The sequence below is a fragment of the Pseudomonas sp. KH_046_1 genome (genome assembly GCF_057839025.1).
Genome location: NZ_CM174481.1, coordinates 5,323,894 through 5,347,939, shown reverse-complemented (window position 1 = coordinate 5,347,939; position 24,046 = coordinate 5,323,894). Strand labels below are relative to the sequence as shown.

Below are 24,046 nucleotides of genomic sequence, written 5' to 3'. Positions count from 1 at the left end.
AACGGGGCGTTTTTTATAAGGCCGAATCAAGCGTAGCTTTCGGTCTCGCTGCTGGCTTCAACCAGTTCCAGGGCAACGTTGTTCTGCGTGTTGATCTTGCGATACAGCGCAGCGTCGGTTTCCAGGACCTTTTCCCGGGCCGGGAAAATTTCCGCCAGTTTGGTGGCCCATTCGCCCTTGGTTTTGCTCGGGAAGCATTTTTCGATCAGCTCAAGCATGATCGAAACGGTCACCGAGGCACCTGGCGAAGCGCCGAGCAGTGCCGCCAGGGAACCATCCTTGGCCGCGACAAGTTCGGTACCGAATTGCAGGACGCCGCCTTTCTTCGGGTCTTTCTTGATGATCTGTACCCGTTGGCCGGCCACTTCCAGGCGCCAGTCTTCAGCTTTCGCCTCAGGGTAGAAGCGACGCAGGGATTCCAGGCGCTGCTCCATCGATTGCATCACTTCGCTGACCAGGTACTTGGTCAGGTCCATGTTGTTTTTTGCCACGGACAGCATCGGGCCGATGTTGCCGGCGCGAACCGACATCGGCAGGTCCATGAAGGAGCCATGCTTGAGGAACTTGGTGGTGAAACCGGCATAAGGTCCGAACAGCAGGGACTTCTTGCCTTCGACCACGCGGGTGTCCAGATGTGGCACGGACATTGGCGGCGAACCTACGGCAGCCTGGCTGTAGACCTTGGCCTGGTGGTGCTTGACCACTTCCGGGTTGTCGCAACGCAGCCATTGGCCGCTGATCGGGAAGCCGCCGAAGCCTTTGCTCTCTTCGATGCCCGAAGCCTGCAGCAGCGGGAGTGCCGCGCCGCCAGCGCCGAGGAAGACGAACTTGGCGTCGACTTCACGGGTGTTGCCGCTGTTGACGTCCTTGATGCTGACGGTCCAGCCGCCGTTGCTGCGCTTGAGGCCGGTCACGCGCTTGCAGTACTTGACCTGGGCATCGGGTGCGCTGGTCAGGTGCTTGAGCAACTGGTTGGTCAGGGCACCGAAGTTGACGTCGGTGCCATTGATCACGCGGGTCGCGGCGAGGGTTTCGCCAGGATCGCGGCCAGGCATCATCAGCGGCATCCACTCGGCCATTTTGGCCTTGTCTTCGGTGTATTCCATGTCCGAAAAGGCGTGGTGCTTGCTCAGTACCTTGAAGCGCTCCTTGAGGAAGGAAACACCACTGTCACCTTGCACGAAGCTCAGGTGTGGCACCGGGCTGATGAACGATTTGCACGAGCCGAACGTGCCTTTCTTGGTCAAATACGACCAGAACTGCTTCGACACCTCGAACTGGGTGTTGATGTGCACGGCTTTCTTGATGTCGACGGCGCCATCGGCGGCCTGCGGCGTGTAGTTGAGCTCACACAGCCCGGCGTGACCGGTACCGGCGTTGTTCCACGGGTTGGAACTCTCCGCGGCACCGGAATCCATCAGCTCGACGACTTCCAGCTTGATCGCGGGGTCGAGCTCTTTGAGCAGTACTGCAAGGGTGGCACTCATGATGCCGGCCCCAACCAGTACTACGTCGACTGCTTCGTTATGCGCCATTTAACGCGTCTCCAAAATCTGCAGCACCAAATTGTCGGCATGGCTGCCAGGAGTGACGGGGCGTGTCAGTGTTGCCCCAGGTACCCATGGCAGGATCGCCATGTCCGAATCTTCGCAATTTATCGCAACTTCGACGGACGCTACCTGCCGGGCCTATGAGCCATATGAACTCATTTCAGCGCGCGGGAGGCAATTCGACTTATGGTCGATACATCCGTTTGTGCAACCAAATCCGTAGCGGACAGGCTTCAGGCTCCGGTGTTCGAGGAGTACTCGGTCCTGTGTCGTTGGGCTGTTGTAGACGCTAATGGTGCATGTTCAGACGCAAAACTATTCATTTGCTCGCCACACTCTTGTGAAGTTGTGAAAACCCGTTTTTTTCACGCTCTTTTGAAGACGTGAACCTCAAAAAGGGCTGTCCCAGCCTGGCACCGTGCCCGGATGGATTGCCGCCATGGGATACAGGGCAGGCAAAACGGGCAAACAGCTCAGTGACCGAGCGTAATGACAGCTCTGCAGATTCGCGAAAAGTGGAGGTTTTGCTCAACAAAAACAGCAAGCGCGCCAGCTTCACTCGATCTGTGTGGGCGGCTCTCTGTGGGCGGTGCGGGGTGTCAATACAAGCGCATTGACGATGCTGCGAGGCCCGATCAGGAGACGTCCTTATAATCGGGGGGAGATTGTATCTAAGAAACGCAGGGAAATGGTCGTGTTTAATGACTTTTATTAGGTGTTTGGTCAGGTCGTCATCAGTTGCTGTGCACGCAAGCGTGGCCGGTGCTGCTGCGAAACGACCCGGGCGCCGGCAGGCAGCGGCTGATTCAGCCAGTTCAGGCGGATCTCTTCGATTTCAACCCAGCCATCGCCCATGGGCTGGAGACTGCACTGCTTGAAAGCCTGGCAATGGCCGTTGCGGTCGAGCAGGGCGAAGCAGCGATGCAGTGGGCGTGGCGCGAACAGAGAGATCAGATGGCGCATGGTGAAGTACCGTGTGGGTGACTACTGCGAAGGTTGCCTGTAGGCCATTACGTGCAAGTGTATGGAGGGTGACATCTGTGTGACAGGAACCGCGTTGCCAGGGGGTTGTCAGAGATTTCATCAAACACTGTGAGGTGCTGGTTACCCGCAGTGGCGCACCGCTATACTGCCGGCCTGTTTGTGCCTGATTCTGGAGAGAAGAGCATGTTGCAACGCCTGTTGTTCGGTTTGATCACTGTGACCAGTTTGACCCTGGTTGGCTGCGCCCACAGCCCGCAACAACTGAGCCCGGAACCCAAGCTGACCGCCCAGTTGGCCCCGGTCGGCCATGGCCAGCCCGTCGTGGTGCGTGTAGTGGACGGTCGCCCGTCGCCGACGCTGGGCACCCGTGGTGGTCTGTACCCGGAGACCAGCGCGATCACCGTGCAGGGCGCGCAGATCCTGCCGAAGCTGCAGGCCCAGGCTGAAGCCGCCGTGCGGCTGTTGGGCTTTACCCCGACGAACAACGCCATGAATGCCCCGCAACTGACCGTGACCCTGGCGGAGTTGAAGTACCAGTCGCCCAAGGAAGGCATGTACGTGACCGAAGCCACCATCGGCGCGACGTTCCGCTCCGATGTACAGAACGCCAACCGTCGCTACAGCGGCCGTTATGGCTCGTCCCTGGACCAGCGCTTCGGTATGGCGCCGAACCAGGAAACCAACACCAAGCTGGTCAGCGATGTGTTGAGCGATGCGTTGACCCGCCTGTTCAAGGACCCGACCGTGGGTCAGATTCTCGGCGAGTAAGCTTCGCTGGATGCGAAAAAGCCCGGTGCCAGCGATGGTCCCGGGCTTTTTCATGACTGCTGAATTTTTGTGGATGCACACCGACCCACAGAGGGAATGGTGGTGTCAGGCGGCTTGCGAGTAAAAGTCCAGCACGCTCACGCCCGTCAGCAAATCCGTCTCCGGTAAATCCGCATGCTGGTGGCCACCGAGTGCGCAATACACCAGCCAATGGCGGTCCTGAACATTGAAGGCGAGACTGCCGACGAGGGCTTGTTGTTCTTCGCTGGGGGTGATGAGGTAAAGACGATCCTGGTTTTCGGCGTGGAGCATGACGTGGTCCCTGTCGGTTTCGAGGCGCGTATGGTCGCCGATACAGATGACGAAGCCGTGACTCAGGACAGCCTTTGATCAAAAGCTTCGTTATTTGTCGGAAACAGAGGGCAGGCGCGCAGGCTTTCGGTAGAATCCGCGCCGCGGTCGCCGGCCCGGCACCTGCCACCTGATTTACCTGAGGTTTGTGATGTCGCTGCACTTGATGACGCTGTTTACCGCCCATCCCGCCAAATTGATCAATCTGCTGGCCTTGCTCTTTGCCTTCCCGGGCGGCTGGTTGCTGCACGCCACCCGTCGTCGTGAACTGCGCGCGATGGCCAGTTTGCAGGCGCAGCGCCAGAGCAGCCGCAACGCAGAGCCCACACTGGACTGGGCGACCTTGCGCATGAACCGGTTTTTCTACATCTTCGGCTTTGCCTGCATGGGGATGGCGCTGCTGGTGTCGTGGATCAGCACGCAAGTCTGAAGTCTCGCCACAGGTTATGTGGTGAACAGATACAAAAGCGGCGCCTCGAGGGCGCCGTTTTCACATCTGGCCGAAACCGCTTACAGCGGCAACCCTGCCTTCACGCGGTACTGATTGCGCACCGGCGTCGCATATTGCAGCACCAGGAATGGACGATGCTCTTCAGGGCAGGCATCCAGGCGGCGTTGCCATTCTTCCTGGGCCTTGGCCAGCTCGTCGGCCGGGAACACCTCGGCCGCTTTCGGCACCTGCAACTGCGGGTCGGCGTCCTTCCACTGTGCATAAGCCAGGTAGTGCACCGGGAACAAGCGGTATCCGCTGAGGATTTGCCTGTCCATCTCGACCGCCAATTGCTTGGTGTCGTCGAACAGTTCGGTGATCGGCGCGGCAAAGTTCACATGCACCCGGCCCTTGTAGCCGGTGATGCCCTTGGCGATGCTCACGTCATCCTCGCCCGGCACCTTGGTGTAGCTGCCGCTGGTGGCGCGGATGTAAAGCTCGCGGGCCTTGGCCTGATCGCACGGGTCGTACTCGTAGCTGATCGACACCGGGGTCAGGTTCAGCGACTGTATGACTTCGCCGAACGGCTCGTCCTTGCGGCTCATGTGGAACATCTTGAGGATCGCCGATTCGGTACGGTCGTCACCGTCCTTGGCGCGGCCTTCGGCCTGGGCGATCCAGATCGAGGCGCAATCGTTGCGGATCGAATGGTTGATGTACGCCGACAACAGTTGATAAGCCGCCATTTTTTCCCGGCGTCCGCTGATCGAGCGGTGCACGATGAAGCTCTTGTTCAGGCGCATCAGGTCGCTGACGAAAGGCTTTTGCAGCAGGTTGTCACCAATGGCGATGCGCGGTGTCGGCAGGCCGGCGTGGTACACGGCATAGTTGACGAAGGCCGGATCCATCACGATGTCGCGGTGGTTGGCGATGAACAGGTAGGCGCTGCCGGACTTGAATTGCTCCACCCCGGTATAGGTAACACCGTCGGTGGCGCGCTCGATGGTATGGTCGACGTAATGCTCGACTTTGTCCTGTAACGTGGCCACCGAGGTAATGCCGGCAAACTCACGGCGCAACCGATGGGCTATAAGAGGTTTGAGTGCCCAGCCTAAAGCGCCGGCGAAACGCGGGAAGCGGAAGTGGGTGAGGATATCTAGAAACGCCTTGTCGCCGAGCAGTCGTGCCAGCACTGCCGGGACTTCACTGTCGTCGTAAGGTCGGATGGCATCGAATTCGCCCATCATGCTCTCTTGTTAGAAACGGCTAGGGTAAGTAAAGGTTTTGATTGAAAACCGGCGGGGTACGGTCTGAAAAAGTAGCCAGACAAAAATAGCCCTGCAAATAGACCGGCGATTATACGCACAAGTCACCTGGGAGACCGCGATGCTGGAAACTGCGCAATATGAATGTCCGTATTGTGGTGAGGAAGTCGAGACGACGCTGGATTTGTCCGGTGGCGATCAGACCTATATTGAAGACTGTCAGGTGTGCTGCCGGCCGATAACCTTCGTGTTGCAGGTTCATGAAGAGGAATGGCATCTCGAAGTGTTCAGCGAAAACGAGTGAGGAGCGTGTATGCAGCGCATCTACGATCCGGAAAACCTGATGGAAGGCGAGTTGCTGCAAGGCATGCTCGCCAGCGAGGGCATCGAGGCGCATCTGGTGGGACGCGATCTGGTGGGAGCCACCGGTGAGTTGCCGATTTTCGGTTTGCTGGGTTTGGCAGTGGATAACGACCAGGCCGAATACGCCCGCGAGCTGATCACCGCGTACAATGCCGCGCTGCCGCTGTCCGGCGATGAACCGGACAGCTTTCCCGGCACGCTGGTCTGTTAGGCTGGCGTTCGTTTGATCAAGAGCCGTGTTGCCCCATGTGTGGACGTTATGCCCTGTTTCGCTGGAACCCCGCCTTCGCGGCGCTGCCCGGTTTTCCCGCCGACCAGCAGGCGCAGTGGAACATTTCCCCCAATGATTCGGTGTTGATGCTGCGGGCCGAACCTGACGGCCAGCGCACGCTGGCCCGCGCCCGTTGGGGCCTGACGCCACCCTGGCTGACCGATCTGTCCCGCACCCCGGCCCACGCCCGCGCCGAAACCGTTGCCGAACAGCCAATGTTTCGCCAGGCCTTGCGCGAGCGCCGCTGCCTGTTGCCGGCCAATGGCTTCTACGAATGGCGCGGCACAACGCGCAAGCGCCCGTACTGGCTGACACCGGGGGAGGGCTCGTCATTATTTTTTGCGGCGATCTGGGAGGCGTATCCGGTACAGGAGCAGGTGTGGCTGAGTACCGCCGTGATTACCCAACCGGCGGCAAGCCAGCGGCGGCCGTTGATTCTTGATGAGGCGGGGCAGGCCGCGTGGCTGGATCCCGAAACGCCATTGCATGTTTTGCAAGCATTGCTGGCCAGTGAGCCTGCCGCATTGCGCGAGCGGGTCTTGGCCAACATGGTGAATGATCCGAAGCTCAATGGGCCGGAGTGTTTGACCCCGGGTTAATTCGGCGCCAGTTCTGGCCCCTTCGCGAGCAGGCTCGCTCCCACATTGGATCTGTGGCGTATACAAATCCCCTGTGGGAGCGAGCCTGCTCGCGATAAGGTCCGCAGGACCTTCCGGTAACACTTAAACCCTGAACTGATTGATCAACCGCCGCTGCTGTTCCGCCAACTTGGTCAAGTCCGCACTGGCCGCACTCGACTCGTCCGCACCACCGGCCACTTCATTGGTCACCTGATCGATCTCGGCCATCTGCTTGAGTGGGCGGGCATGAGCGCGGGCAGTTGAAATGACTGTTTTTGCGTGCCTGATGTCGTAATTGAATCAATGCGCGGTGTGATGGGCAGCGAGTTGTCGCCGTACGTGAATTTTTTCTACGGCGATGAGAGCTTTGTCCGAATTGTGCGTCTTACGTCCATTGTATCTGGCGTCGTTACATTTCCACGCCTAGGATACGCGGCATGTTTTCAGGGAGTTTTTTGATGAACAAGATTTTGGTTGTCAGTGCACTGGGCGCAGTGCTGCTGCTCAGCGGTTGTCAGTCGGTCAATACCACCAGTGGCGGCGCCGTAGGCGTTGAGCGCAAGCAGTACATGTTCAGCATGTTGTCTGCGCAAGAGGTCGACCAGATGTACGCCCAGTCCTATCAGAAGACAGTGGGCGAGGCGTCCAACAAAGGTGTGCTGGACAAGACCAGCAATGAAGCCCGGCGGGTTCAGGCGATTGCCGACCGGCTGATTGCCCAGGCGCCGAACTTCCGTCCGGACGCGGCCCAGTGGAAGTGGGAAGTCAACCTGATCAAGAGCGATGAACTCAACGCCAACTGCGGCCCTGGCGGCAAGATCATCTTTTACACCGGGCTGATCGACAGCCTGAAGCTGACCGACGATGAAATCGCCGCGATCATGGGTCATGAAATCGCCCACGCCCTGCGCGAGCACGGTCGTGAAGCGATGTCCAAGGCTTACGGCATCGAAATGGCCAAGCAGGGCGCCGGTGCTTTGCTCGGATTGGGGCAGGACAGCATGGCCCTGGCCGATACCGTGGCCAACTACGGCATGACCTTGCCCAACAGCCGCGCCAATGAAAACGAGGCGGACCTGATCGGCCTGGAACTGGCCGCCCGCGCCGGTTACAACCCGAATGCCGCGATCACCCTGTGGAACAAGATGAGCAAGGCTTCGGAAGGTTCGCCACCTGAGTTCATGAGCACTCACCCGGCGTCGTCGAGCCGTATTGCGGCGTTGCAGGCAGCGATTCCGAAAGTCATGCCTTTGTATGAGCAGGCCAGGAAGTCCTGATAGTCATGTGCTGAGGCTACTGGCCTCTTCGCGAGCAAGCCCGCTCCCACAATAAATCTCCATTGACTGCAAACTTTGTGTGCACTGGAGGCCCAATGTGGGAGCGGGCTTGCTCCGGGCGGCGTTCCGACGAAGAACGATAACTCGGTCTATCGACCTATCGCGTCAAATCCACCCGCTGCTCTGCATCGCCTTGTACACCGCGACAATCGCCAGGATGAAGAACGCCGACGCCGCCAGTCGACGGATCAGGGTCAATGGCAATTTGTCCGCGGCAAAGTTACCGGCCAATACCACGGGCACGTTGGCAATCAGCATGCCGAGGGTGGTGCCGATGATCACCAGCCACAACTCCGGATACTGCGCAGCCAGCATCACGGTAGCGATCTGCGTCTTGTCGCCGATTTCCGCCAGGAAGAACGCGATCAACGTGGTCAGGAACGGCCCGAACTTGCGGGCGGTGCTGGCCTCGTCGTCATCCATCTTGTCCGGGACCAGGGTCCACAGCGCCGTGGCGGCGAAGCTCGCGGCGAGGATCCAGTGCAGCATCGTATCCGAGAAGAAACTCCCGACCCAGGCGCCTACCGCACCGGCGGCCGCGTGGTTGGCCAGGGTCGCGGCGACGATACCGGCGATGATCGGCCAGGGCTTACGGAAACGGGCAGCGAGAATGAGCGCGAGCAGTTGCGTCTTGTCGCCGATTTCGGCCAAGGCAACGATTGCGGTAGGTACGAGTAGTGAATCCAGCATCAGGGGTTTTCCTAAGGGGCGGGTCGACACGGCTATGACACGTACAGCCTTCCCGCCCCGGGTAAGGTGTTCGTGTCATAGGTCTTGTCAAACCCTGCGATCCATCTGATGTGGATGCTTGGGTCGCATGCGCCATGGTCTGAGGACCAAGTATGTTGACGCATGCCGGACGAGCGTGGCGCTCGTGGGAGACTACTCCCCTAGGACGGGGCGGATTCTGCCTAGGCAAAACCCATTCGGCAAGCCTTCTTTTTCAAAAGAAGTTCAACCGCGTTTGGCCCGGTAGATTCGGAAACCCTGTCCTTCGGCCTTGATCGCACACACGCCAAGGTGCTCTTCGATCAGCGGTTGATACTTCAGGAAGCTGTTCGCTACCAAGCGAAGTTCGCCACCGTTTTTCAGATGTTTTGCCGCTTTTCGCAGCAAGTTCTCCGTTGCGAAATAGTCGGTGTGCACACCGACATGGAACGGCGGATTGCTCAGGATCGCACTCAAGCCCATTGGCGCGGCATCGATGCCGTCACCGGTAATCACCTCGGCTTCCAGTCCATTGGCCGCCAGGGTCAGACGACTGCTGGCAGCGGCAAAGGCATCCACATCCAGCAACGTGACCTGGTTGTGCGGGTAACGACGTTTCACTGCCGCCCCCAGAACCCCTGCACCGCAACCGAAATCGAGCAAGTGACCGCTAGGCAGTTTGTCCAGATGCTCCAGCAGCAGCGCGCTGCCGCGATCGAGGCGACCATGGCTGAACACCCCCGGCAGGCTGATGACCTTCAACGGGCCTTCGGCCAGCGGCAGTTCGTAGGTCTGCGCCAGGCTTTCCAGCGGTTTGGCTTCAGGCGCGTTGGCCACGGTGACCAGCCAGAGCTGGCAGTGCCGCGCGCTGTCGAGTTTGCGTGGCTTGCCGAAGGGGTTGAGTTGTTTGGCGGCACCTTCGATGCCGCTTTTTTTCTCGCCGACCAGGTACAGTTCGCGGCCGGCCAGCCGCGAGGCGAGGGCGTTGAGGATGTAGTCGGTCAGGTCCTTGGCCTTGGGCAGAAAGACCACCGCTGTATCGAACTCGCGCTCGGGCGCATTCACGCCAAAATGGCTGCGCTCGGCGAAGCGGGCGTCCAGCGCCGCCTGATCGCCGGCGTGCCAGCACCAGCCATGAGCTTCGGGCAAGCGGCCCAGCAAGTCGTCGGCGGGCAAACCGGCCAACAACACCGAACCCTGGAATAACTCGGCCTGACGAAGCAGTACTTCACTGCGCGGATCCATAACTGCTCCCATGGAAAAAAGTGCCGCAGTTTATCAACTGACGACTCGCAGCGCCTTACCGCTGAAGTATCCCAGTGCGTTTTCGCTCACTTGACCAACGATTCGCTGGCGCGCTTCGCGGCTGCCCCAGGCGTTGTGCGGGGTGACGATCAGGCGCGGAATGTCGTGGGCCAGCAGCGGATTGCCATTGACGGGAGGCTCGACGCTCAGCACGTCAGTGGCGGCGCCGCCCAGATGCCCGTTGCGCAAGGCGTCGGCCAGCGCCTGTTCATCAATCAATCCACCGCGTGCGGTGTTGACCACGAACGCGCCGGGTTTCATCGAGGCCAGTTCACGGGCGCCGATGAAGTGGCGGGTGTGTTCGTTGAGCGGGCAGTGCAGAGTCAGTGCGTCGATTTGCGGTAACAGTTCATCCAGTGGCAGGCGGTCCGGCCGGGCAGGGCGTCCGGGAATTTGCCCCAGCAGAACGCGCATGCCGAAGGCTTCAGCCAGCCGTGCAACTGCGCCGCCCAATTCGCCATGACCGAGCAGGCCAAGGGTTTTGCCTTCGAGCTCGACGATCGGGTAATCCAGCAAACAGAACTGTCTGGCCTGCTGCCAGCGGCCTTCGCCGACGGCTTTTTGATAATCGGCCAGGCGCGTGGCCAGGTTGAGCAGCAGCATGATCGTGTGCTGCGCCACCGACGGTGTGCCGTAACCCTGGCAGTTACACACGGTAATCTCATGGGCGCGGGCGGCGGCGAGGTCGACATTGTTGGTGCCGGTGGCTGTGATCAGGATCAGCTTGAGATCAGGGCTGGCGGCCATGGTGGCGGCATCGATCAGGATCTTGTTACTGATGGCGACGGTGGCGCCCTTGAGGTGTTCGATGACTTGATCGGGCAAGGTCTGGGCGAACAGCTGCAAATCGCTGAAACAACTGCGCAGCGGGTTGAGGTCAAGGTCGCCGAGGTCCAGGGACGGGTGGTCGAGGAATACGGCGCGGCGAGTGTTCGTCATCAACTGTACCTTTTGTGCAATGAACTGAAGGCGTAATCTGCCGAGCCTACCAGATGAAATAAATAGTTACGCTTGGCCTGAAGGAGCCCCCATGTACTGGACAGAGTTCTTGACCGTTGCCCTGATTCACCTGCTGGCCGTGGCCAGCCCCGGCCCGGACTTTGCCGTGGTGGTGCGCGAGAGTGTTACCCACGGTCGCCGCGCGGGCACCTGGACCGCGCTGGGTGTGGGTACGGCGATTTTCCTGCACGTGGGTTACTCGCTATTGGGTATCGGCCTGATCGTGTCCCAGTCGATCGTGTTGTTCAATGCCTTGAAATGGGCTGCCGCCGCTTACCTGCTGTACATCGGTTACAAGGCGCTGCGCGCGCAACCGGCCAAGCCTGTGGCGGACGATCTGCACAAGGAAGCCGGGGAGCGCACCGCCCGTGGTGCCTTCACCTCAGGTTTCGTCACCAACGGTCTCAACCCGAAAGCCACGCTGTTCTTCCTCTCGCTGTTCACCGTGGTCATCAATCCGCAAACGCCACTGGCCGTGCAGGCCGGTTACGGGGTTTACCTGGCGGCGGCGACAGCGGTCTGGTTCTGCCTGGTGGCGATGCTGTTCAGCCAGCAGCGTGTCCGCGCCGGTTTCGCCCGCATGGGTCACTGGTTCGACCGGACCATGGGCGCGGTGCTGATTGCGATTGGCGTGAAGCTGGCGTTTACCGAGATGCATTGATTCCGTAGTCACTACAGACAGAGAATTCCTGCGGATAGTGGCGCAACGCTAGCATCTGCAGGGTTCTGCAAATCATTCCTTTGGCTGATTTGGCTGGCGTTCAAGGGCACTACAGTGCGTACTTTCAGTCACGACCGTGCAGTCAGATTAAAGGGATTATTATGTTGCAGACTCGCGTTATCCCCCCGGCCGAAGGCGCTTACCAGTACCCGCTGTTGATCAAACGCCTGCTGATGTCCGGTGCCCGTTATGAGAAAACCCGCGAGATCATCTACCGCGACAAGTTGCGCTACAGCTACCCGACCCTGATCGAACGGGTGGCCCGCCTGGCCAACGTGCTGACTGCGGCCGGGGTCAAGCCCGGGGATGCCGTGGGTGTGATGGACTGGGACAGCCATCGCTACCTGGAATGCATGTTCGCCATCCCGATGATCGGCGCGGTGATCCACACCATCAACGTGCGCCTGTCGCCGGAACAGATCCTCTACACCATGAACCACGCCGAGGACCGCTTTGTGCTGGTCAACAGCGAGTTCGTCGGTCTCTACAAGGCCATCGAGGGGCAACTGACCACGGTCGATAAAACCCTGCTGCTGACTGACCTGCCGGAAAAAACCGCGGACCTGCCGAACCTCGTCGGCGAATACGAACAGCTGCTGGCCGCTGCGAGCCCGCAGTACGACTTCGAGGATTTCGACGAAAACTCGGTCGCGACCACGTTCTATACCACCGGCACCACCGGCAATCCCAAGGGCGTGTACTTCACCCATCGGCAACTGGTGCTGCACACCATGGGCGTGTCGACCATCATGGGTGCGATCGATAGCGTGCGCCTGTTGGGCACCAACGACGTGTACATGCCAATCACCCCGATGTTCCACGTGCACGCCTGGGGCTTGCCGTATGTGGCGACCATGCTCGGGCTCAAGCAGGTGTATCCCGGCCGCTATGACCCGGAGTACCTGGTGGAGTTGTGGCGCAAGGAGAAGGTCACGTTCTCCCATTGCGTACCGACCATTTTGCAGATGGTCCTCAATGCCAAGGCCGCGCAGGACGTCGACTTCGGCGGCTGGAAAATCGTCATCGGCGGCAGCGCCCTGAACCGCTCGTTGTACGAGGCGGCCAAGGCCAAAGGCATTCAGTTGACCGCCGCTTACGGCATGTCGGAAACCGGGCCGCTGGTGTCGTGCGCGCACCTCAACGACGAATTGATGGCCGGTACCGAAGACGAACGCACCACTTACCGGATCAAGGCCGGCGTGCCTGGGCCACTGGTGGAGGCGGCGATCGTCGACACCGAGGGCAACTTCCTGCCCGCCGACGGCGAGACCCAGGGCGAGTTGGTGTTGCGCGCACCGTGGCTGACCGAGGGCTATTTCAACGAGCCGCAGAAGGGCGCCGAGCTCTGGGCTGGAGGCTGGCTGCACACCGGTGACGTGGCGACCCTGGACAGCATGGGCGTGATCGACATTCGTGACCGGATCAAGGACGTGATCAAGACCGGTGGCGAGTGGATCTCCTCCCTGGACCTGGAAGACCTGATCAGCCGTCATGCGGCGGTACGTGAAGTAGCAGTGGTGGGGATCCCCGATCCGCAGTGGGGCGAGCGGCCGTTTGCCCTGCTGGTGCTCCGTGAGGGTCACGCAATCGGGGCGCGGGAACTCAAGGAACACCTCAAGCCGTTCGTGGAACTGGGGCACTTGAGCAAGTGGGCGATTCCGAGCCAGATCGCCCTTGTTACTGAAATTCCCAAGACCAGCGTCGGTAAACTCGACAAGAAGCGCATTCGCGTCGACATCACCGAATGGCAAGCCACCAACAGCACCTTCCTCTCGACGCTTTAAGCGTCTCCCGGCGTGCCCGAAAGGGCACGCCAGCCCCACCAAGCAAGCGCTTGGCTTGTCAAATCGAATTTTTCAGCCATCCTTGCCGTGCCGACGGGTGTCGGACTGGCGAAAGGACTGTTCCAGAGTGGCTGGCAACTGCAAATCACACTTTAGAGGGATCAAGCGCTACTACCTGCTGGCTATAGTCCGCTCAAGGATTTTTAAGAACGGGGCAACCGCACGAACCGGGGCGATGCAACTTTGGAATGACTTTGGGATGCCATGGCTCCCGGTTATCCACAGCGTTTTTAGAAGTGCTCTTGCCATAAAAATAAAATGCACATGGAGTAGCGTCGATGACATCAGTTAACCAGTTCTGGCGCCGGGCGAAACTGCCCCTGGCTGTCAGTCTTGCCTCTACGCTCGCCGGGCCAGCATTCGGCGTCAGTTTCAACGTCGGTGAAATCGAAGGTCAGTTCGACTCATCCCTGTCGATCGGTGCCAGTTGGTCTACCGAAAGTGCCAACAAGAACCTCATCGGTGTCAACAACGGCGGCAAGGGTCTGTCCCAGACATCTGATGACGGTCACCTGAACTTCAAGAGCGGGGAAACCTTCTCGAAGATCTTCAAGGGCATCCATGACCTTGAACTGAAATACGGCGATACCGGTGTTTTCGTCCGTGGCAAATACTGGTACGACTTTGAACTGAAGGACGAAAACCGTCCGTTCAAGGACATCAGCGACGAGGGCCGCAAGGAGGGCGCCAAGTCTGCCGGCGGCCAGATCCTCGACGCCTTCGTCTACCACAACTACGCCATTGCCGATCAGCCAGGCTCCGTGCGACTGGGCAAGCAGGTCGTGAGCTGGGGTGAAAGTACCTTCATCGGTGGTGGCATCAACTCGATCAACCCGATCGACGTGTCCGCGTTCCGTCGTCCGGGTGCCGAGATCAAGGAAGGCCTGATCCCGGTCAACATGTTCTATGTGTCCCAGAGCCTGACCGAAAACCTGTCGGCCGAAGCGTTTTACCAAATTGAATGGGACCAGACTGTCGTCGACAACTGCGGCACGTTCTTCTCTCAGCCAGACATCGTTGCCGATGGCTGCGACAACAACCTGCGTGTACTGAACAAACGCTCGCAAATTCCGGCCATTGCCCTGGGGCCTTTGGCCGCCAACGGCGTTGACGTCAACGAGGAAGGTGTTCTGGTTCGTCGCGGCCCGGATCGCGATGCCCGGGACAGCGGTCAGTGGGGTGCGTCCTTCAAGTACATGTTCGATCCGCTGGACACCGAGTTCGGCGCCTACTTCATGAACTACCACAGTCGTGCGCCGATCTTCAGCGCCACCGGTGCGCCGCAATCGGTCTACAACACAGCAGCGGGGCTTCCAGGCCCGTTCGCCGCGCTGGCGCCATTGCTGGTGGCGGGTAATTCGCAGTACTTCATCGAGTACCCGGAAGACATCCGCCTCTACGGTCTGAGCTTCTCCACCACCCTGCCTACCGGTACGGCGTGGAGCGGTGAGATCAGCTACCGTCCGAACGCTCCGGTGCAGCTCAACTCCACCGACATCCTGTTCTCCGGTGTCCGTCCTATAGGCAACAACAACCCGAACAACCCGTTGACCAATGCATCGCTGCTTACCGGCGTGCCGGGTCAGGACCTGCACGGGTATCGTCGCAAGGAAATCACCCAGTTCCAGACCACCCTGACGCACTTCTTCGACCAGGTCATGGGCGCCAGCCGTCTGACCCTGGTGGGTGAAGTGGGCGTGACCCACGTTGGCGGCCTGGAAAGCACTTCCGACGTTCGTTATGGCCGCGATCCGGTCTACGGCCCGGGTGAGTTGCCAGCTTCTGGCGCGCTCGATACCTGCGTGGCGCTCAACACCAGCACCATCAACGGTGCCGGCCCGGGTACGCCGACCAACAACCGCAGCCGCAACTGCGACGATGAAGGCTTCACCACCGCGACTTCGTGGGGCTACCGCGGTCGTGCCATCTGGGAATACAACGACGTGTTTGCCGGTGTGAACCTCAAGCCGAACGTTGCCTGGTCCCATGACGTGAGCGGTTACTCCCCTGGCCCTGGCGGCAACTTCGAGGAAGGCCGCAAAGCGGTGAGCCTGGGTGTCGACGCCGAGTACCAGAACACCTACACCGCGAGCCTGGCTTACACCAACTTCTTCGACGGCAAGTACACCACCGTGGATGACCGCGACTTCGTTGCGCTCAGCCTCGGCGTGAACTTCTAAGCACAGTATTTTCAGGACGAACACACATATGAAAATAACAAAGAGTCTGTTCCACGCCGGTGTTCTGGGCCTTTCGCTGCTGGCGACCAGCGTCATCGCAGCGGTTCCCCAGGCCGAGGCCGACAAACTGGGCAAGAGCCTGACCCCGATGGGCGCCGAAATGGCAGGTAATGCCGACGGTTCGATCCCTGCCTGGAAACCGATGCCGAAGAACGCCGGTACGGTCGACAGCAAAGGTTTCCTGTCCAATCCGTTCGCCAGCGAAAAACCGCTGTTCACCATCACGGCGCAGAACGTCGACCAGTACAAGGAAAAGCTCGCACCGGGCCAGTACGCGATGTTCAAGCGCTACCCGGAAACCTTCAAGATGCCGGTCTATCCGTCCCATCGCGGTGCAACCGTGCCGGATGACGTGTTCGCCGCCATCAAGCGAAACGCCACCAACACCAACCTGGTGTCCGGCGGCAACGGCCTGGAGAACTTTGAAACCGCCATTCCGTTCCCGATTCCGAAAAGCGGTGTTGAAGTCATCTGGAACCACATCACCCGCTATCGCGGGGGCAGCGTGACCCGTCTGGTAACCCAGGCCACACCACAGCCGAACGGTTCGTTCAGCCTGGTGTACTTCCAGGACCAGTTCGTGTTCCGCGACAAGATGAAGGATTACGACCCGAAAAACCCGGGCAACATCCTGTTCTACTTCAAGCAGAAAGTGACCGCGCCGGCTCGTCTGGCCGGTGGTGTGCTGCTGGTTCACGAAACCCTCGATCAGGTCAAGGAACCGCGCTCGGCGTGGGTCTACAACGCCGGCCAGCGTCGTGTGCGCCGTGCACCGCAAGTGTCCTATGACGGCCCGGGTACTGCAGCCGATGGCCTGCGTACTTCCGACAACCTGGACATGTTCAACGGTGCACCGGATCGTTACGACTGGAAGCTCGAAGGCAAGAAAGAGATGTACATCGGCTCCGATGCCTACAAGCTCGACGATCCGAAGCTCAAGTACGCCGACATCATCAAGGCCGGTCACATCAACCAGGACCTGGCTCGTTACGAGTTGCGTCGTGTGTGGCATGTGGTTGCAACCCTGAAGGAAGGTCAGCGTCACATCTACGCCAAGCGTGACTTCTACATTGACGAAGACACCTGGCAAGCAGCGGTCATCGACCATTACGACGGTCGCGGTCAACTGTGGCGCGTTGCCGAGGCCCATGCCGAGAACTACTACGACAAGCAAGTGCCGTGGTATGCCCTCGAAGCCCTGTATGACCTGCAATCGGGTCGTTACCTGGCGCTGGGCATGAAGAACGAAGAGAAGTCGGCCTATGACTTCGGCTTCACTGCCACCACCAGCGACTTCACCCCGGCCGCCTTGCGTCAGGATGGTGTTCGCTAAGCTGAACTGAGTAGAGGCCGCACCCTCTGAAAACGCCCCGACTGGTTCGGGGCGTTTTTTTTGTTTGTAGACTTTTTGTAGCCATTTGTAGCAATTACCTTCATTCCCTATCCGTTTACGGCTAGGCTGCGGACATCTGCAACGCCGCCACCCGCAATTCAAACAAGAGCCGGCTATGACTGATTTGTCTACATCCCCAGGTTCTGCACACGTTGCTGTCGCGACACTCGACGGGCGCTTCTTCCGCCCGCCGTTGCCCGACGGCCATGTGCTGCGTCCACGTTTGTGCGAGCGCCTGAGTGCCGGGCTCGGTGGCAGGTTATTGCTGGTCAGCGCACCGGCAGGGTTCGGCAAGAGTTCGTTGGCGGTGGAATTTTGTCAGGGGTTACCGGCGCACTGGCAAAGTCTCTGGCTGGGGTTGAGCCCGCGAGACAGTGACCCGGGGCGTTTTCTCGAGCGCCTGCTGGAAGGCCTCCAGGACTATTTCCCGCACCTGGGCAGGCAATCCCTCGGGCTGTTGAAAATGCGCCAGCGCCATCAGCCGTTCGCGTTCGAAGAATGGCTGGACGGCCTGCTCGACGAATTGGCCGAGCACCTTTCCCCGGCGACGCCATTGCTGCTGGTGCTGGATGATTACCATCTGGCCCAGGGGCCAGTGCTGGACCGTTGCCTGCAATTTTTCCTCAATCATCTCCCCGATGGTTTGTTGGTGATGGTCACCAGTCGCCAACGTCCCGACTGGCATCTGGCGCGGCTGCGGCTGTCGCGGCAATTGCTTGAGTTACATGAACAGGATCTGCGCCTGACCCACGACGAGGCCTTGAGCCTGCTCGACCGGCACAGCAGTTCCTTGCGCGGTGAGGCACTGGAAAACCTGATCGAGCGCAGCGAAGGTTGGGTTGCGGGGTTACGCTTCTGGCTGCTGGCCGCCTCGGAGGCGGGCACCGATGGCGCGCTGCCGCAATCGTTGCACGGCGGGGAAGGGCTGATCCGCGATTACCTGCTCGAAGAGGTCATCGATTGCCTGCCCGCCGAGGTCCAGTCGTTCCTCTATGACACGGCGCCCCAGGAACGCTTTTGCAGCGAACTGTGCGACGCCGTTCGCGACGCCCATGACAGCGGCGAAATACTGCGCTTCCTGCTCGCCCACCAAGTGTTCCTGGTGCCGCTGGACGAACATGGCCATTGGTATCGTTACCACCATCTGTTTTCCGATCTGTTGCGCACGCGGCCGACTTCCCAGTCGATAGTGCCGGCCGCCAGCCTGCACCTGCGTGCCTGCCGCTGGTTCAATGCCCAGGGGTTGCTCGATGAGGCCGTGGAGCAGGCCTTGCGCGCCGGTCACCTGGACGTCGCGGCGAACCTGGTGCAGAACCTTTCCGAAGAGCAACTGCTGGCCGAGCAGAATGTCGGCATGTTGTTGCGCTGGAAAATGGACTTGCCTGACAGTTTGCTGATCAGCACGCCGCGACTGATCGTGCTGTATAGCTGGGCATTGGGGATGGCGTGCCAACTGGATGCCGCCGAAGAGCTGGCCAGCCATTTGAGCCGTTTCCTACCCGCTCCGTCGGCCACCGCCCAGAAGTCGATGCTGGCTCAATGGCTGGCGTTGAGCGGCATCATTGCCCGTGGGCGCGGCAACCGCGAACTGACGCTGCGGTACTGCGGCGAAGCGCTGGAAAGTCTTCCGTCCAAGCGTTACGGCCAGCGCCTGATGTGCCTCTCGACCCTATCCAACCTGGCCATTGCCGACGGTGATTTGTGGCGGGCACGAGGGCTTAACCGCGAATCGCTGGAACTGGCGCAACGGGTCGGCAACCCCTTGTTCGAAGCACTGGCGCACTACGACCGCGCCCGGGTGCTGCAAGCTCGCGGGGAAATCTGTCGGGCGCTGGAAGAGGTCCGTCAGGGAATGCAGCGCCTGCAGAGCTTGCCTGCGCAACGGCTGTATGCGGTTCGCGCCCGGCTGACCTTGTACGAAGGCTTTTTGCTGGCCCTGCGCATGCAACCGCAAGCGGCTCGGGTGCGATTGCAGGCCGGTTTGAGCGAGGCGCGGGCCTGCCGTGACATCAGCGTGTTGATCGGACACTGCGTGATTGCCAGGCTGGAAGGCAGCAGCGGCGAGTTCGCCAAAGCCTTTGCCGAACTTGCTGAAGCCGAACGGCTGATGCACATCTGGGACGTGCCGCCAATCTACTACCTGGCCATGATCACCCTGGTCAAATGTGAACTCTGGCTGGCCCAGGGACGCACCGATCTGGCTGAAGCCTGGCTGGCGCGCCTGGGGCAGACCTATAACGGTGAAAACGGGGCCGCGCCACCGGAATTCCACCCGCAATTGCCGCTGCATATCGAATTGCAACAAGCCTTGCTCGACGTCATCCAGGGCCAACCGATGCTGGCCGAAGGGCGTTTGAATGCGCTGCTCGAACATGGCCAGCAAAGCGGTCGGCAGATGCTCAGTGCCATGGCGCTGACCCAGAAAGTGGCGTTGTTGCTGGGCAGCGGACGGGAACCGGAAGCACGCAAGGCACTGGCCCAGGCGCTGGACGCTGCTGGTGGAGGGGGGCTGCAACCCTTTGAGCGCTTGTTGGTCGAGCACCCGGACTGGCTGCGTGGGCAGCTTCAAAACTGTCCGCCAACCCCCGTTTCCCTGAGCCTCAGTGAAAAACTTCCGGCATTGGCCGCCCGTCCCGGACTGGAGTCCTGTGCGGCCACGGAACAACTCAGCACCCGGGAAATGGCGGTCCTGCGATTGATCGCCCAGGGCTGTTCGAACCAGGAAATCAGCGATCAGCTGTTTATTTCCCTGCACACGGTCAAGACCCACGCCAGCCACATCAACAGCAAGCTCGGGGTCGAGCGGCGTACGCAGGCGGTGGCGCGGGCCAAGGAGTTGGGGGTGTTGGTGTAACGTGCAGCAGATCTTCTATTGTGGGGGGCTGGTATTAGTGGCTCTGTGTTGCAGGAGGGGAATTGTGATCAAAAAACGGGCCAGGTTTGAAAACATTGGCTGCAATCAGCCCGGGAGCGCCCCGCACTGTTCAATGCGGCCACTCTCGGTGCGACTCTCAATTTCTCCGTCTGGCCCAATGTAGATATCTGTGTTTGGCCATTTCGGTTTGATCCGTATGCAGTGTGATTTACCTCCGTTGCTCCAGTAAAACTCCATAAAAAATTTCGCGTCAGGGAAGATATGACCGGGGCCTCCAGTCACTTCACCGGGGTAAAGTTCTCCCTTTGAGATCTCGTGCTGAACATTCAGGATGTAGCCTAGGCGCCCTTGGCCTTTTTCAGAAAAGTAGAAGTTCACCTGAGGTGCGGCGAAGTACCAAAAGAGGATGGGTGCGAGCAGTAGAATGACCAAGCCACACCATGTAATCCTGGAATGGGGCTTACTTACAGATATGGTCACGAATACCATCCCCCCAGCTTCTGCGTGGTAAGCCTAAGACTTTATCCATCAGCATCTTCACGGTTATCCCGCCGTTCGGTTGAAGTCTGTAAAGGTTGATGCCAATGCTGATAGATACCCTGTCTCCGATGTCGTCCCACGCTCGCATCCCTTCGATGTCCTCCGACCGACGGGGACCCGGTCTTTTATCCCACTTTTGTATTTTACGGATGGAATCTGAGGCAATTTGTTCGACTCCAGCTCCATCCAAAAGGAGACTTTCGGAAAGTCCTCCCGCCATCCCTACGTACCCATAGTGCACGTTTGACCATATGTCGTAGAAGTAGTCGAACATGCCTTGCTTTTGCCAAGGTCCGCCAAACTGTAGCCCTATCATGACCTTGTGATCCCAGGGTCTGTTTTGACCTACACGCTCTGCCCAAAGAGCCATAGCTGCCACCTTATTTCCTGACTCAATTGCTTTGAAGTTGGGTGGGGAAAGGCGTGCGTACCAAGGTAGTTTTCTGAACCTCTTTTGTTCAGCATCAGCGTCAAAATTGTTGAGGCTCTTCATCTTCATCACGGACGGATGAGTAATATTGCGGTTCATTTCCCCGGCAATGTAGCTCGCTACTTCTTCCATCATGTCAGGGTCATTGCAAACGACAGGTCGTGTTTTCCTCTCAGCTAGTATCTGATCGCTTTGTAGAGATTCTGTCGTCGATGGTTGGTCAGAATGCCTTGTCGGATGAGCAACACCTTGAATGTGTCCGGAGCGTGTAGCGCGAGGCGAAGGTGCAGGAGCAATCAGTCGATTGGTACCTGGTGGGCAGCCGCAGTGAACTTCTGCTCCGTCGAGTACAGTTGGAACCCCATGCCATTTCATGGCGGGTAGGCTGTCAACGATAACGCCGTCTTTCCCGCATTTCTTACACGCAGTGGTCTTGTCCCCGAGTCGTAGCACAGCACGCCCTCCATGCGTCGCACAGGGCAAGCTACTGATACACACGGCTCCTGTGGTGGTCAGGTCGCCGTGCAATCCTTGACCTAACCCGTTAGCTGTTCCTCTTCCCATGATTCAGCCCTTGTGTTGATTGCAGGGGCGAGCACGCTAGGCTAGGCGGTACGGGAGTTAAATCAGACGTTTCCTTCAATGATGTAGGTGGATTCTGCAATCAGGCAGGTGATAAGCGGCGGACGGCATCGGCGATTTCGGCGGGCTGTGCCAAAATAGGCCATCCATTTTTTCCAGGAACACCCATGGACGCTGTCAAACCTGCGCTTATCCGCGAAACCTTCCCAGTCGGCCCGTTGCAGTGCAACTGCACGATCATCGGTGATCCGGTAACGAAAAAGGCCATCGTCGTCGATCCGGGTGGCAATCATGAGCTGATCCTGGCGCGGCTCGACGCCCTGGGGCTGAAAGTGGTCAGCATCATTCACACCCATGCGCACCTCGATCATTTCCTGGCTTCCGGCCAACTCAAGGAGAAAACCGGCGCGACCCTGCATCTGCACAAGGAAGACCAGTTTCTGTGGGACAATCTGGAAATGCAGTGCCAGATGTTCGGCGTTCCTTATACCCCGGTGCCGTCCCCGGATCGCTGGCTGGCCGATGATGAAGAGCTGGCCTGCGGTTGTGGCGTGGCGCTGCACACGCCAGGCCATACGCCGGGCTCCATGAGCTTCTGGTTTTCCGAGGCCAAGCTGCTGATTGCCGGCGATACGCTGTTTCGTCGCGGCGTAGGACGCACGGATTTGTGGGGCGGCGACCAGGCGACCATCGTGCGCTCGATCAAGCAGCGGCTGTACACCCTCGATGAAGACGCCACCGTGGTGACCGGGCATGGTCCGGATACCCGCCTCGGCGACGAAATGCGCGAGAACCCCTTTGTTCGGGGCTGATTTGTAACATTCGGAATTTTTACCCGTTAACATGATCCAACGCCCGCAAAGGCTGATGCCTTGGTCCGTTGCACCACAGAATGCAAAAAAGTAGGAGCTTTACATGTTCACCACGCGTCGTTTGATGATTGTCGCTACAGCTGTGGCCGTTTTGTCCGGTTGTGCCTCGCCTAACCCTTACGGCGGTCAGGGTCAGACTCAGGGCCAGACGGATAGCGGCTCCGAAGGCATGAGCAAGACCGCGAAATACGGTGGCCTCGGCGCTCTGGCCGGTGCGCTGGCCGGTGCTGCGATCAACCACGATAACCGTGGCAAGGGCGCACTGATCGGTGCTGCGGTGGTCGGTGCTTCCGCCGCCGGTTACGGCTACTACGCCGATCAGCAAGAGAAAAAGCTGCGCGCCAGCATGGCCAACACCGGTGTTGAAGTGCAGCGCCAGGGCGACCAGATCAAGCTGATCATGCCGGGCAACATCACGTTCGCTACCGATTCGGCGAATATTGCCCCAGGTTTCTATCAGCCGCTGAACAACCTGGCGGGCTCGCTGAAAGAGTTCAGCCAGAACCAGATCGAGATCGTGGGCTATACCGACAGCACCGGCAGCCGCCAGCACAACATGGACCTGTCCCAGCGTCGTGCCCAGAGCGTGGCAACCTACCTGACCTCGCAAGGTGTCAGCGGTGCCAACCTGAGCGCTCGCGGCGCCGGCCCGGATAGCCCGGTTGCCAGCAACGGCGACGTCAATGGCCGGGCGCAGAACCGCCGTGTCGAGGTCAACCTCAAGGCGATTCCGGGCCAGCAGTATGGTGCTCAGCAGCAAGGTACTGTTCAGCAGTACCCCTAAGCATCTGACTGAACCCCAGGTGTAAAAAAGCCGCTCGGTCCTTATGGGGGTCGAGCGGTTTTTTTGTGTCGTCAGTTTTGGCCCCTTCGCGAGCAGGCTCGCTCCCACAGGGGATCTCCTTTGGTCGTAGAGGTTGTGTCCGCTGAAGATCAATTGTGGGAGCGAGCCTGCTCGCGATGGGGCCAGTACAGGCAACGAAGAACGCAGAAACAAAAAAAGCCCCCGGACAAGTGATTGTCCGGGGGCTTTTTGCCATGCGCGAAAGCTGATTACTTCTTCAGGCCATAATGCTCATCGAGCATGCCCGGCGAGTTCGGGGCTTTCGGTGCGTAGTCGCGCGGCGGCTCCTGATCGCGCGGTGGCGTCAGGCGTTCACGAGGTGCCTGCGCCGCATCGGCGTGCAGGGAGGCCAGCAGGCGTTGGCGAGTCTGTTCGTCCAGGGCCAGGCGGTTGGCGCCCTCGGCGAGATGGTCCTGCACTTCCTGATAGCTCTGAGTCAGTTTCTTGACCAGTGTCGCGGTGCTGTTGAAGTGGGTCACCACCTCATTCTGATAACTGTCGAAACGTTCCTGAATATCGTCCAGCTGACGCTGCGTGCGGCTGGGCGCGGCGTTCGGTGCAACGCGAGCGATCAGGAACCCAATGGCGACACCCACAACCAGGGCAAGAGTCGGTAACAACCAAACTAAGAGCGAGTGTTCCACGAGTCCTTCCTCTATAAACGGCTTTGCTTTACGTTAACGGCTCGAACCTGCGCTGTATACCGCGATTCACTCGCAATAGACAGCCACAGACAATTTGCTAGACGAGTCGA

Annotated in this window: 22 protein-coding genes, 1 pseudogene and 1 riboswitch; of the genes and pseudogenes, 13 read left to right on the top strand and 10 right to left on the bottom strand. The window is 59.5% G+C overall.

What is annotated here, in order from left to right; all coding sequences use genetic code 11:
- Nucleotides 1-26: 26 nt before the first annotated feature.
- Both mqo and AC3IT9_RS24430 read right to left on the bottom strand, forming a co-directional pair.
- Nucleotides 27-1,535 (bottom strand): malate dehydrogenase (quinone), encoded by a 1,509-nt coding sequence (gene mqo / locus AC3IT9_RS24435; protein WP_150727996.1) that lies wholly within the window; start codon nucleotides 1,533-1,535, stop codon nucleotides 27-29.
- A 738-nt stretch (nucleotides 1,536-2,273) separates the two neighbouring features.
- Nucleotides 2,274-2,513: a hypothetical protein gene (locus AC3IT9_RS24430; RefSeq protein WP_150727995.1), complete on the bottom strand. Its 240-nt coding sequence runs from the start codon at nucleotides 2,511-2,513 to the stop codon at nucleotides 2,274-2,276.
- Nucleotides 2,514-2,717: 204 nt separating this feature from the next.
- Here AC3IT9_RS24430 and AC3IT9_RS24425 point away from each other — a divergent pair, with 204 nt between their 5' ends.
- The gene (locus tag AC3IT9_RS24425; protein WP_007973847.1) at nucleotides 2,718-3,302 is read left to right on the top strand and encodes a YajG family lipoprotein; all 585 of its coding nucleotides are present in this window, start codon (nucleotides 2,718-2,720) and stop codon (nucleotides 3,300-3,302) included.
- A gap of 105 nt (nucleotides 3,303-3,407) precedes the next feature.
- Here AC3IT9_RS24425 and AC3IT9_RS24420 read toward each other — a convergent pair whose 3' ends face one another.
- A complete protein-coding gene (locus AC3IT9_RS24420; RefSeq protein WP_085724026.1) occupies nucleotides 3,408-3,614 on the bottom strand; it encodes a hypothetical protein in 207 nt (68 codons plus the stop codon).
- Between the two features lie 190 nt (nucleotides 3,615-3,804).
- Here AC3IT9_RS24420 and AC3IT9_RS24415 point away from each other — a divergent pair, with 190 nt between their 5' ends.
- Nucleotides 3,805-4,083: a hypothetical protein gene (locus AC3IT9_RS24415; RefSeq protein ID WP_489271207.1), complete on the top strand. Its 279-nt coding sequence runs from the start codon at nucleotides 3,805-3,807 to the stop codon at nucleotides 4,081-4,083.
- Between the two features lie 80 nt (nucleotides 4,084-4,163).
- On the opposite strand, the gene AC3IT9_RS24410 is transcribed toward AC3IT9_RS24415, so the two are convergent.
- A complete protein-coding gene (locus tag AC3IT9_RS24410; protein WP_150727993.1) occupies nucleotides 4,164-5,330 on the bottom strand; it encodes a 1-acyl-sn-glycerol-3-phosphate acyltransferase in 1,167 nt (388 codons plus the stop codon).
- A gap of 139 nt (nucleotides 5,331-5,469) precedes the next feature.
- Here AC3IT9_RS24410 and AC3IT9_RS24405 point away from each other — a divergent pair, with 139 nt between their 5' ends.
- The 3 genes from AC3IT9_RS24405 to AC3IT9_RS24395 are packed head-to-tail and all read left to right on the top strand — an operon-like array spanning nucleotide 5,470 to nucleotide 6,581.
- Complete coding sequence (locus AC3IT9_RS24405; protein WP_053159662.1) at nucleotides 5,470-5,652, top strand: CPXCG motif-containing cysteine-rich protein; 183 nt, start codon at nucleotides 5,470-5,472, stop codon at nucleotides 5,650-5,652.
- 9 nt (nucleotides 5,653-5,661) lie between these two features.
- Complete coding sequence (locus tag AC3IT9_RS24400) at nucleotides 5,662-5,922, top strand: putative signal transducing protein (RefSeq protein WP_057713336.1); 261 nt, start codon at nucleotides 5,662-5,664, stop codon at nucleotides 5,920-5,922.
- Between the two features lie 35 nt (nucleotides 5,923-5,957).
- Complete coding sequence (locus AC3IT9_RS24395) at nucleotides 5,958-6,581, top strand: SOS response-associated peptidase (protein WP_150756218.1); 624 nt, start codon at nucleotides 5,958-5,960, stop codon at nucleotides 6,579-6,581.
- Between the two features lie 123 nt (nucleotides 6,582-6,704).
- On the opposite strand, the pseudogene AC3IT9_RS24390 reads toward AC3IT9_RS24395, so the two are convergent.
- Nucleotides 6,705-6,827 (bottom strand): annotated as a pseudogene (locus AC3IT9_RS24390) (hypothetical protein); the annotation flags it as partial.
- 233 nt (nucleotides 6,828-7,060) lie between these two features.
- Here AC3IT9_RS24390 and AC3IT9_RS24385 point away from each other — a divergent pair.
- Entirely contained in the window at nucleotides 7,061-7,879 is an 819-nt protein-coding gene (locus AC3IT9_RS24385; RefSeq protein WP_150727992.1) for a M48 family metallopeptidase, read from the top strand.
- A gap of 165 nt (nucleotides 7,880-8,044) precedes the next feature.
- On the opposite strand, the gene AC3IT9_RS24380 is transcribed toward AC3IT9_RS24385, so the two are convergent.
- From AC3IT9_RS24380 to AC3IT9_RS24370, 3 genes are all read right to left on the bottom strand, one after another.
- Nucleotides 8,045-8,629, bottom strand: a complete 585-nt coding sequence (locus AC3IT9_RS24380; protein WP_150727991.1) for a TMEM165/GDT1 family protein — start codon at nucleotides 8,627-8,629, stop codon at nucleotides 8,045-8,047.
- Nucleotides 8,630-8,718: 89 nt separating this feature from the next.
- A riboswitch (yybP-ykoY riboswitch) is annotated at nucleotides 8,719-8,842 on the bottom strand.
- Nucleotides 8,843-8,893: 51 nt separating this feature from the next.
- On the bottom strand, nucleotides 8,894-9,892 hold the full coding sequence (locus tag AC3IT9_RS24375) for a methyltransferase (RefSeq protein WP_008045980.1): 999 nt from the start codon (nucleotides 9,890-9,892) through the stop codon (nucleotides 8,894-8,896).
- A gap of 33 nt (nucleotides 9,893-9,925) precedes the next feature.
- Nucleotides 9,926-10,891, bottom strand: coding sequence for a 2-hydroxyacid dehydrogenase (locus AC3IT9_RS24370; protein WP_489271206.1), 966 nt, complete (start codon nucleotides 10,889-10,891; stop codon nucleotides 9,926-9,928).
- A gap of 91 nt (nucleotides 10,892-10,982) precedes the next feature.
- Between AC3IT9_RS24370 and AC3IT9_RS24365 the strand changes: the two genes are divergently transcribed.
- The 5 genes from AC3IT9_RS24365 to AC3IT9_RS24345 all read left to right on the top strand — a co-directional run bounded on the left by AC3IT9_RS24365 (nucleotide 10,983) and on the right by AC3IT9_RS24345 (nucleotide 20,003).
- A complete protein-coding gene (locus AC3IT9_RS24365) occupies nucleotides 10,983-11,612 on the top strand; it encodes a LysE family translocator (protein WP_150727989.1) in 630 nt (209 codons plus the stop codon).
- 161 nt (nucleotides 11,613-11,773) lie between these two features.
- Nucleotides 11,774-13,456: a fatty acid--CoA ligase gene (locus tag AC3IT9_RS24360; protein ID WP_150727988.1), complete on the top strand. Its 1,683-nt coding sequence runs from the start codon at nucleotides 11,774-11,776 to the stop codon at nucleotides 13,454-13,456.
- Nucleotides 13,457-13,794: 338 nt separating this feature from the next.
- A complete protein-coding gene (locus AC3IT9_RS24355) occupies nucleotides 13,795-15,696 on the top strand; it encodes a DUF1302 domain-containing protein (protein ID WP_150727987.1) in 1,902 nt (633 codons plus the stop codon).
- A gap of 28 nt (nucleotides 15,697-15,724) precedes the next feature.
- Entirely contained in the window at nucleotides 15,725-17,089 is a 1,365-nt protein-coding gene (locus tag AC3IT9_RS24350; RefSeq protein ID WP_150727986.1) for a DUF1329 domain-containing protein, read from the top strand.
- Nucleotides 17,090-17,264: 175 nt separating this feature from the next.
- Nucleotides 17,265-20,003 (top strand): winged helix-turn-helix domain-containing protein, encoded by a 2,739-nt coding sequence (locus AC3IT9_RS24345; RefSeq protein ID WP_150727985.1) that lies wholly within the window; start codon nucleotides 17,265-17,267, stop codon nucleotides 20,001-20,003.
- A 481-nt stretch (nucleotides 20,004-20,484) separates the two neighbouring features.
- Here the strand turns inward: AC3IT9_RS24345 and AC3IT9_RS24340 are convergent, their stop codons facing one another.
- Nucleotides 20,485-21,129, bottom strand: a complete 645-nt coding sequence (locus AC3IT9_RS24340) for a polymorphic toxin type 44 domain-containing protein (RefSeq protein ID WP_489271205.1) — start codon at nucleotides 21,127-21,129, stop codon at nucleotides 20,485-20,487.
- 614 nt (nucleotides 21,130-21,743) lie between these two features.
- Here AC3IT9_RS24340 and AC3IT9_RS24335 point away from each other — a divergent pair.
- Nucleotides 21,744-22,388 carry an MBL fold metallo-hydrolase gene (locus tag AC3IT9_RS24335; RefSeq protein ID WP_150727983.1) on the top strand — a complete coding sequence of 215 codons (645 nt, stop codon included), beginning with the start codon at nucleotides 21,744-21,746 and terminating at the stop codon, nucleotides 22,386-22,388.
- A gap of 103 nt (nucleotides 22,389-22,491) precedes the next feature.
- Nucleotides 22,492-23,232 carry a YiaD family glycine zipper/OmpA-like lipoprotein gene (locus tag AC3IT9_RS24330; protein ID WP_150756210.1) on the top strand — a complete coding sequence of 247 codons (741 nt, stop codon included), beginning with the start codon at nucleotides 22,492-22,494 and terminating at the stop codon, nucleotides 23,230-23,232.
- 269 nt (nucleotides 23,233-23,501) lie between these two features.
- Here the strand turns inward: AC3IT9_RS24330 and AC3IT9_RS24325 are convergent, their stop codons facing one another.
- Nucleotides 23,502-23,936, bottom strand: a complete 435-nt coding sequence (locus AC3IT9_RS24325; RefSeq protein ID WP_008045970.1) for a Z-ring associated ZapG family protein — start codon at nucleotides 23,934-23,936, stop codon at nucleotides 23,502-23,504.
- Between the last annotated feature and the right edge of the window lie 110 nt (nucleotides 23,937-24,046).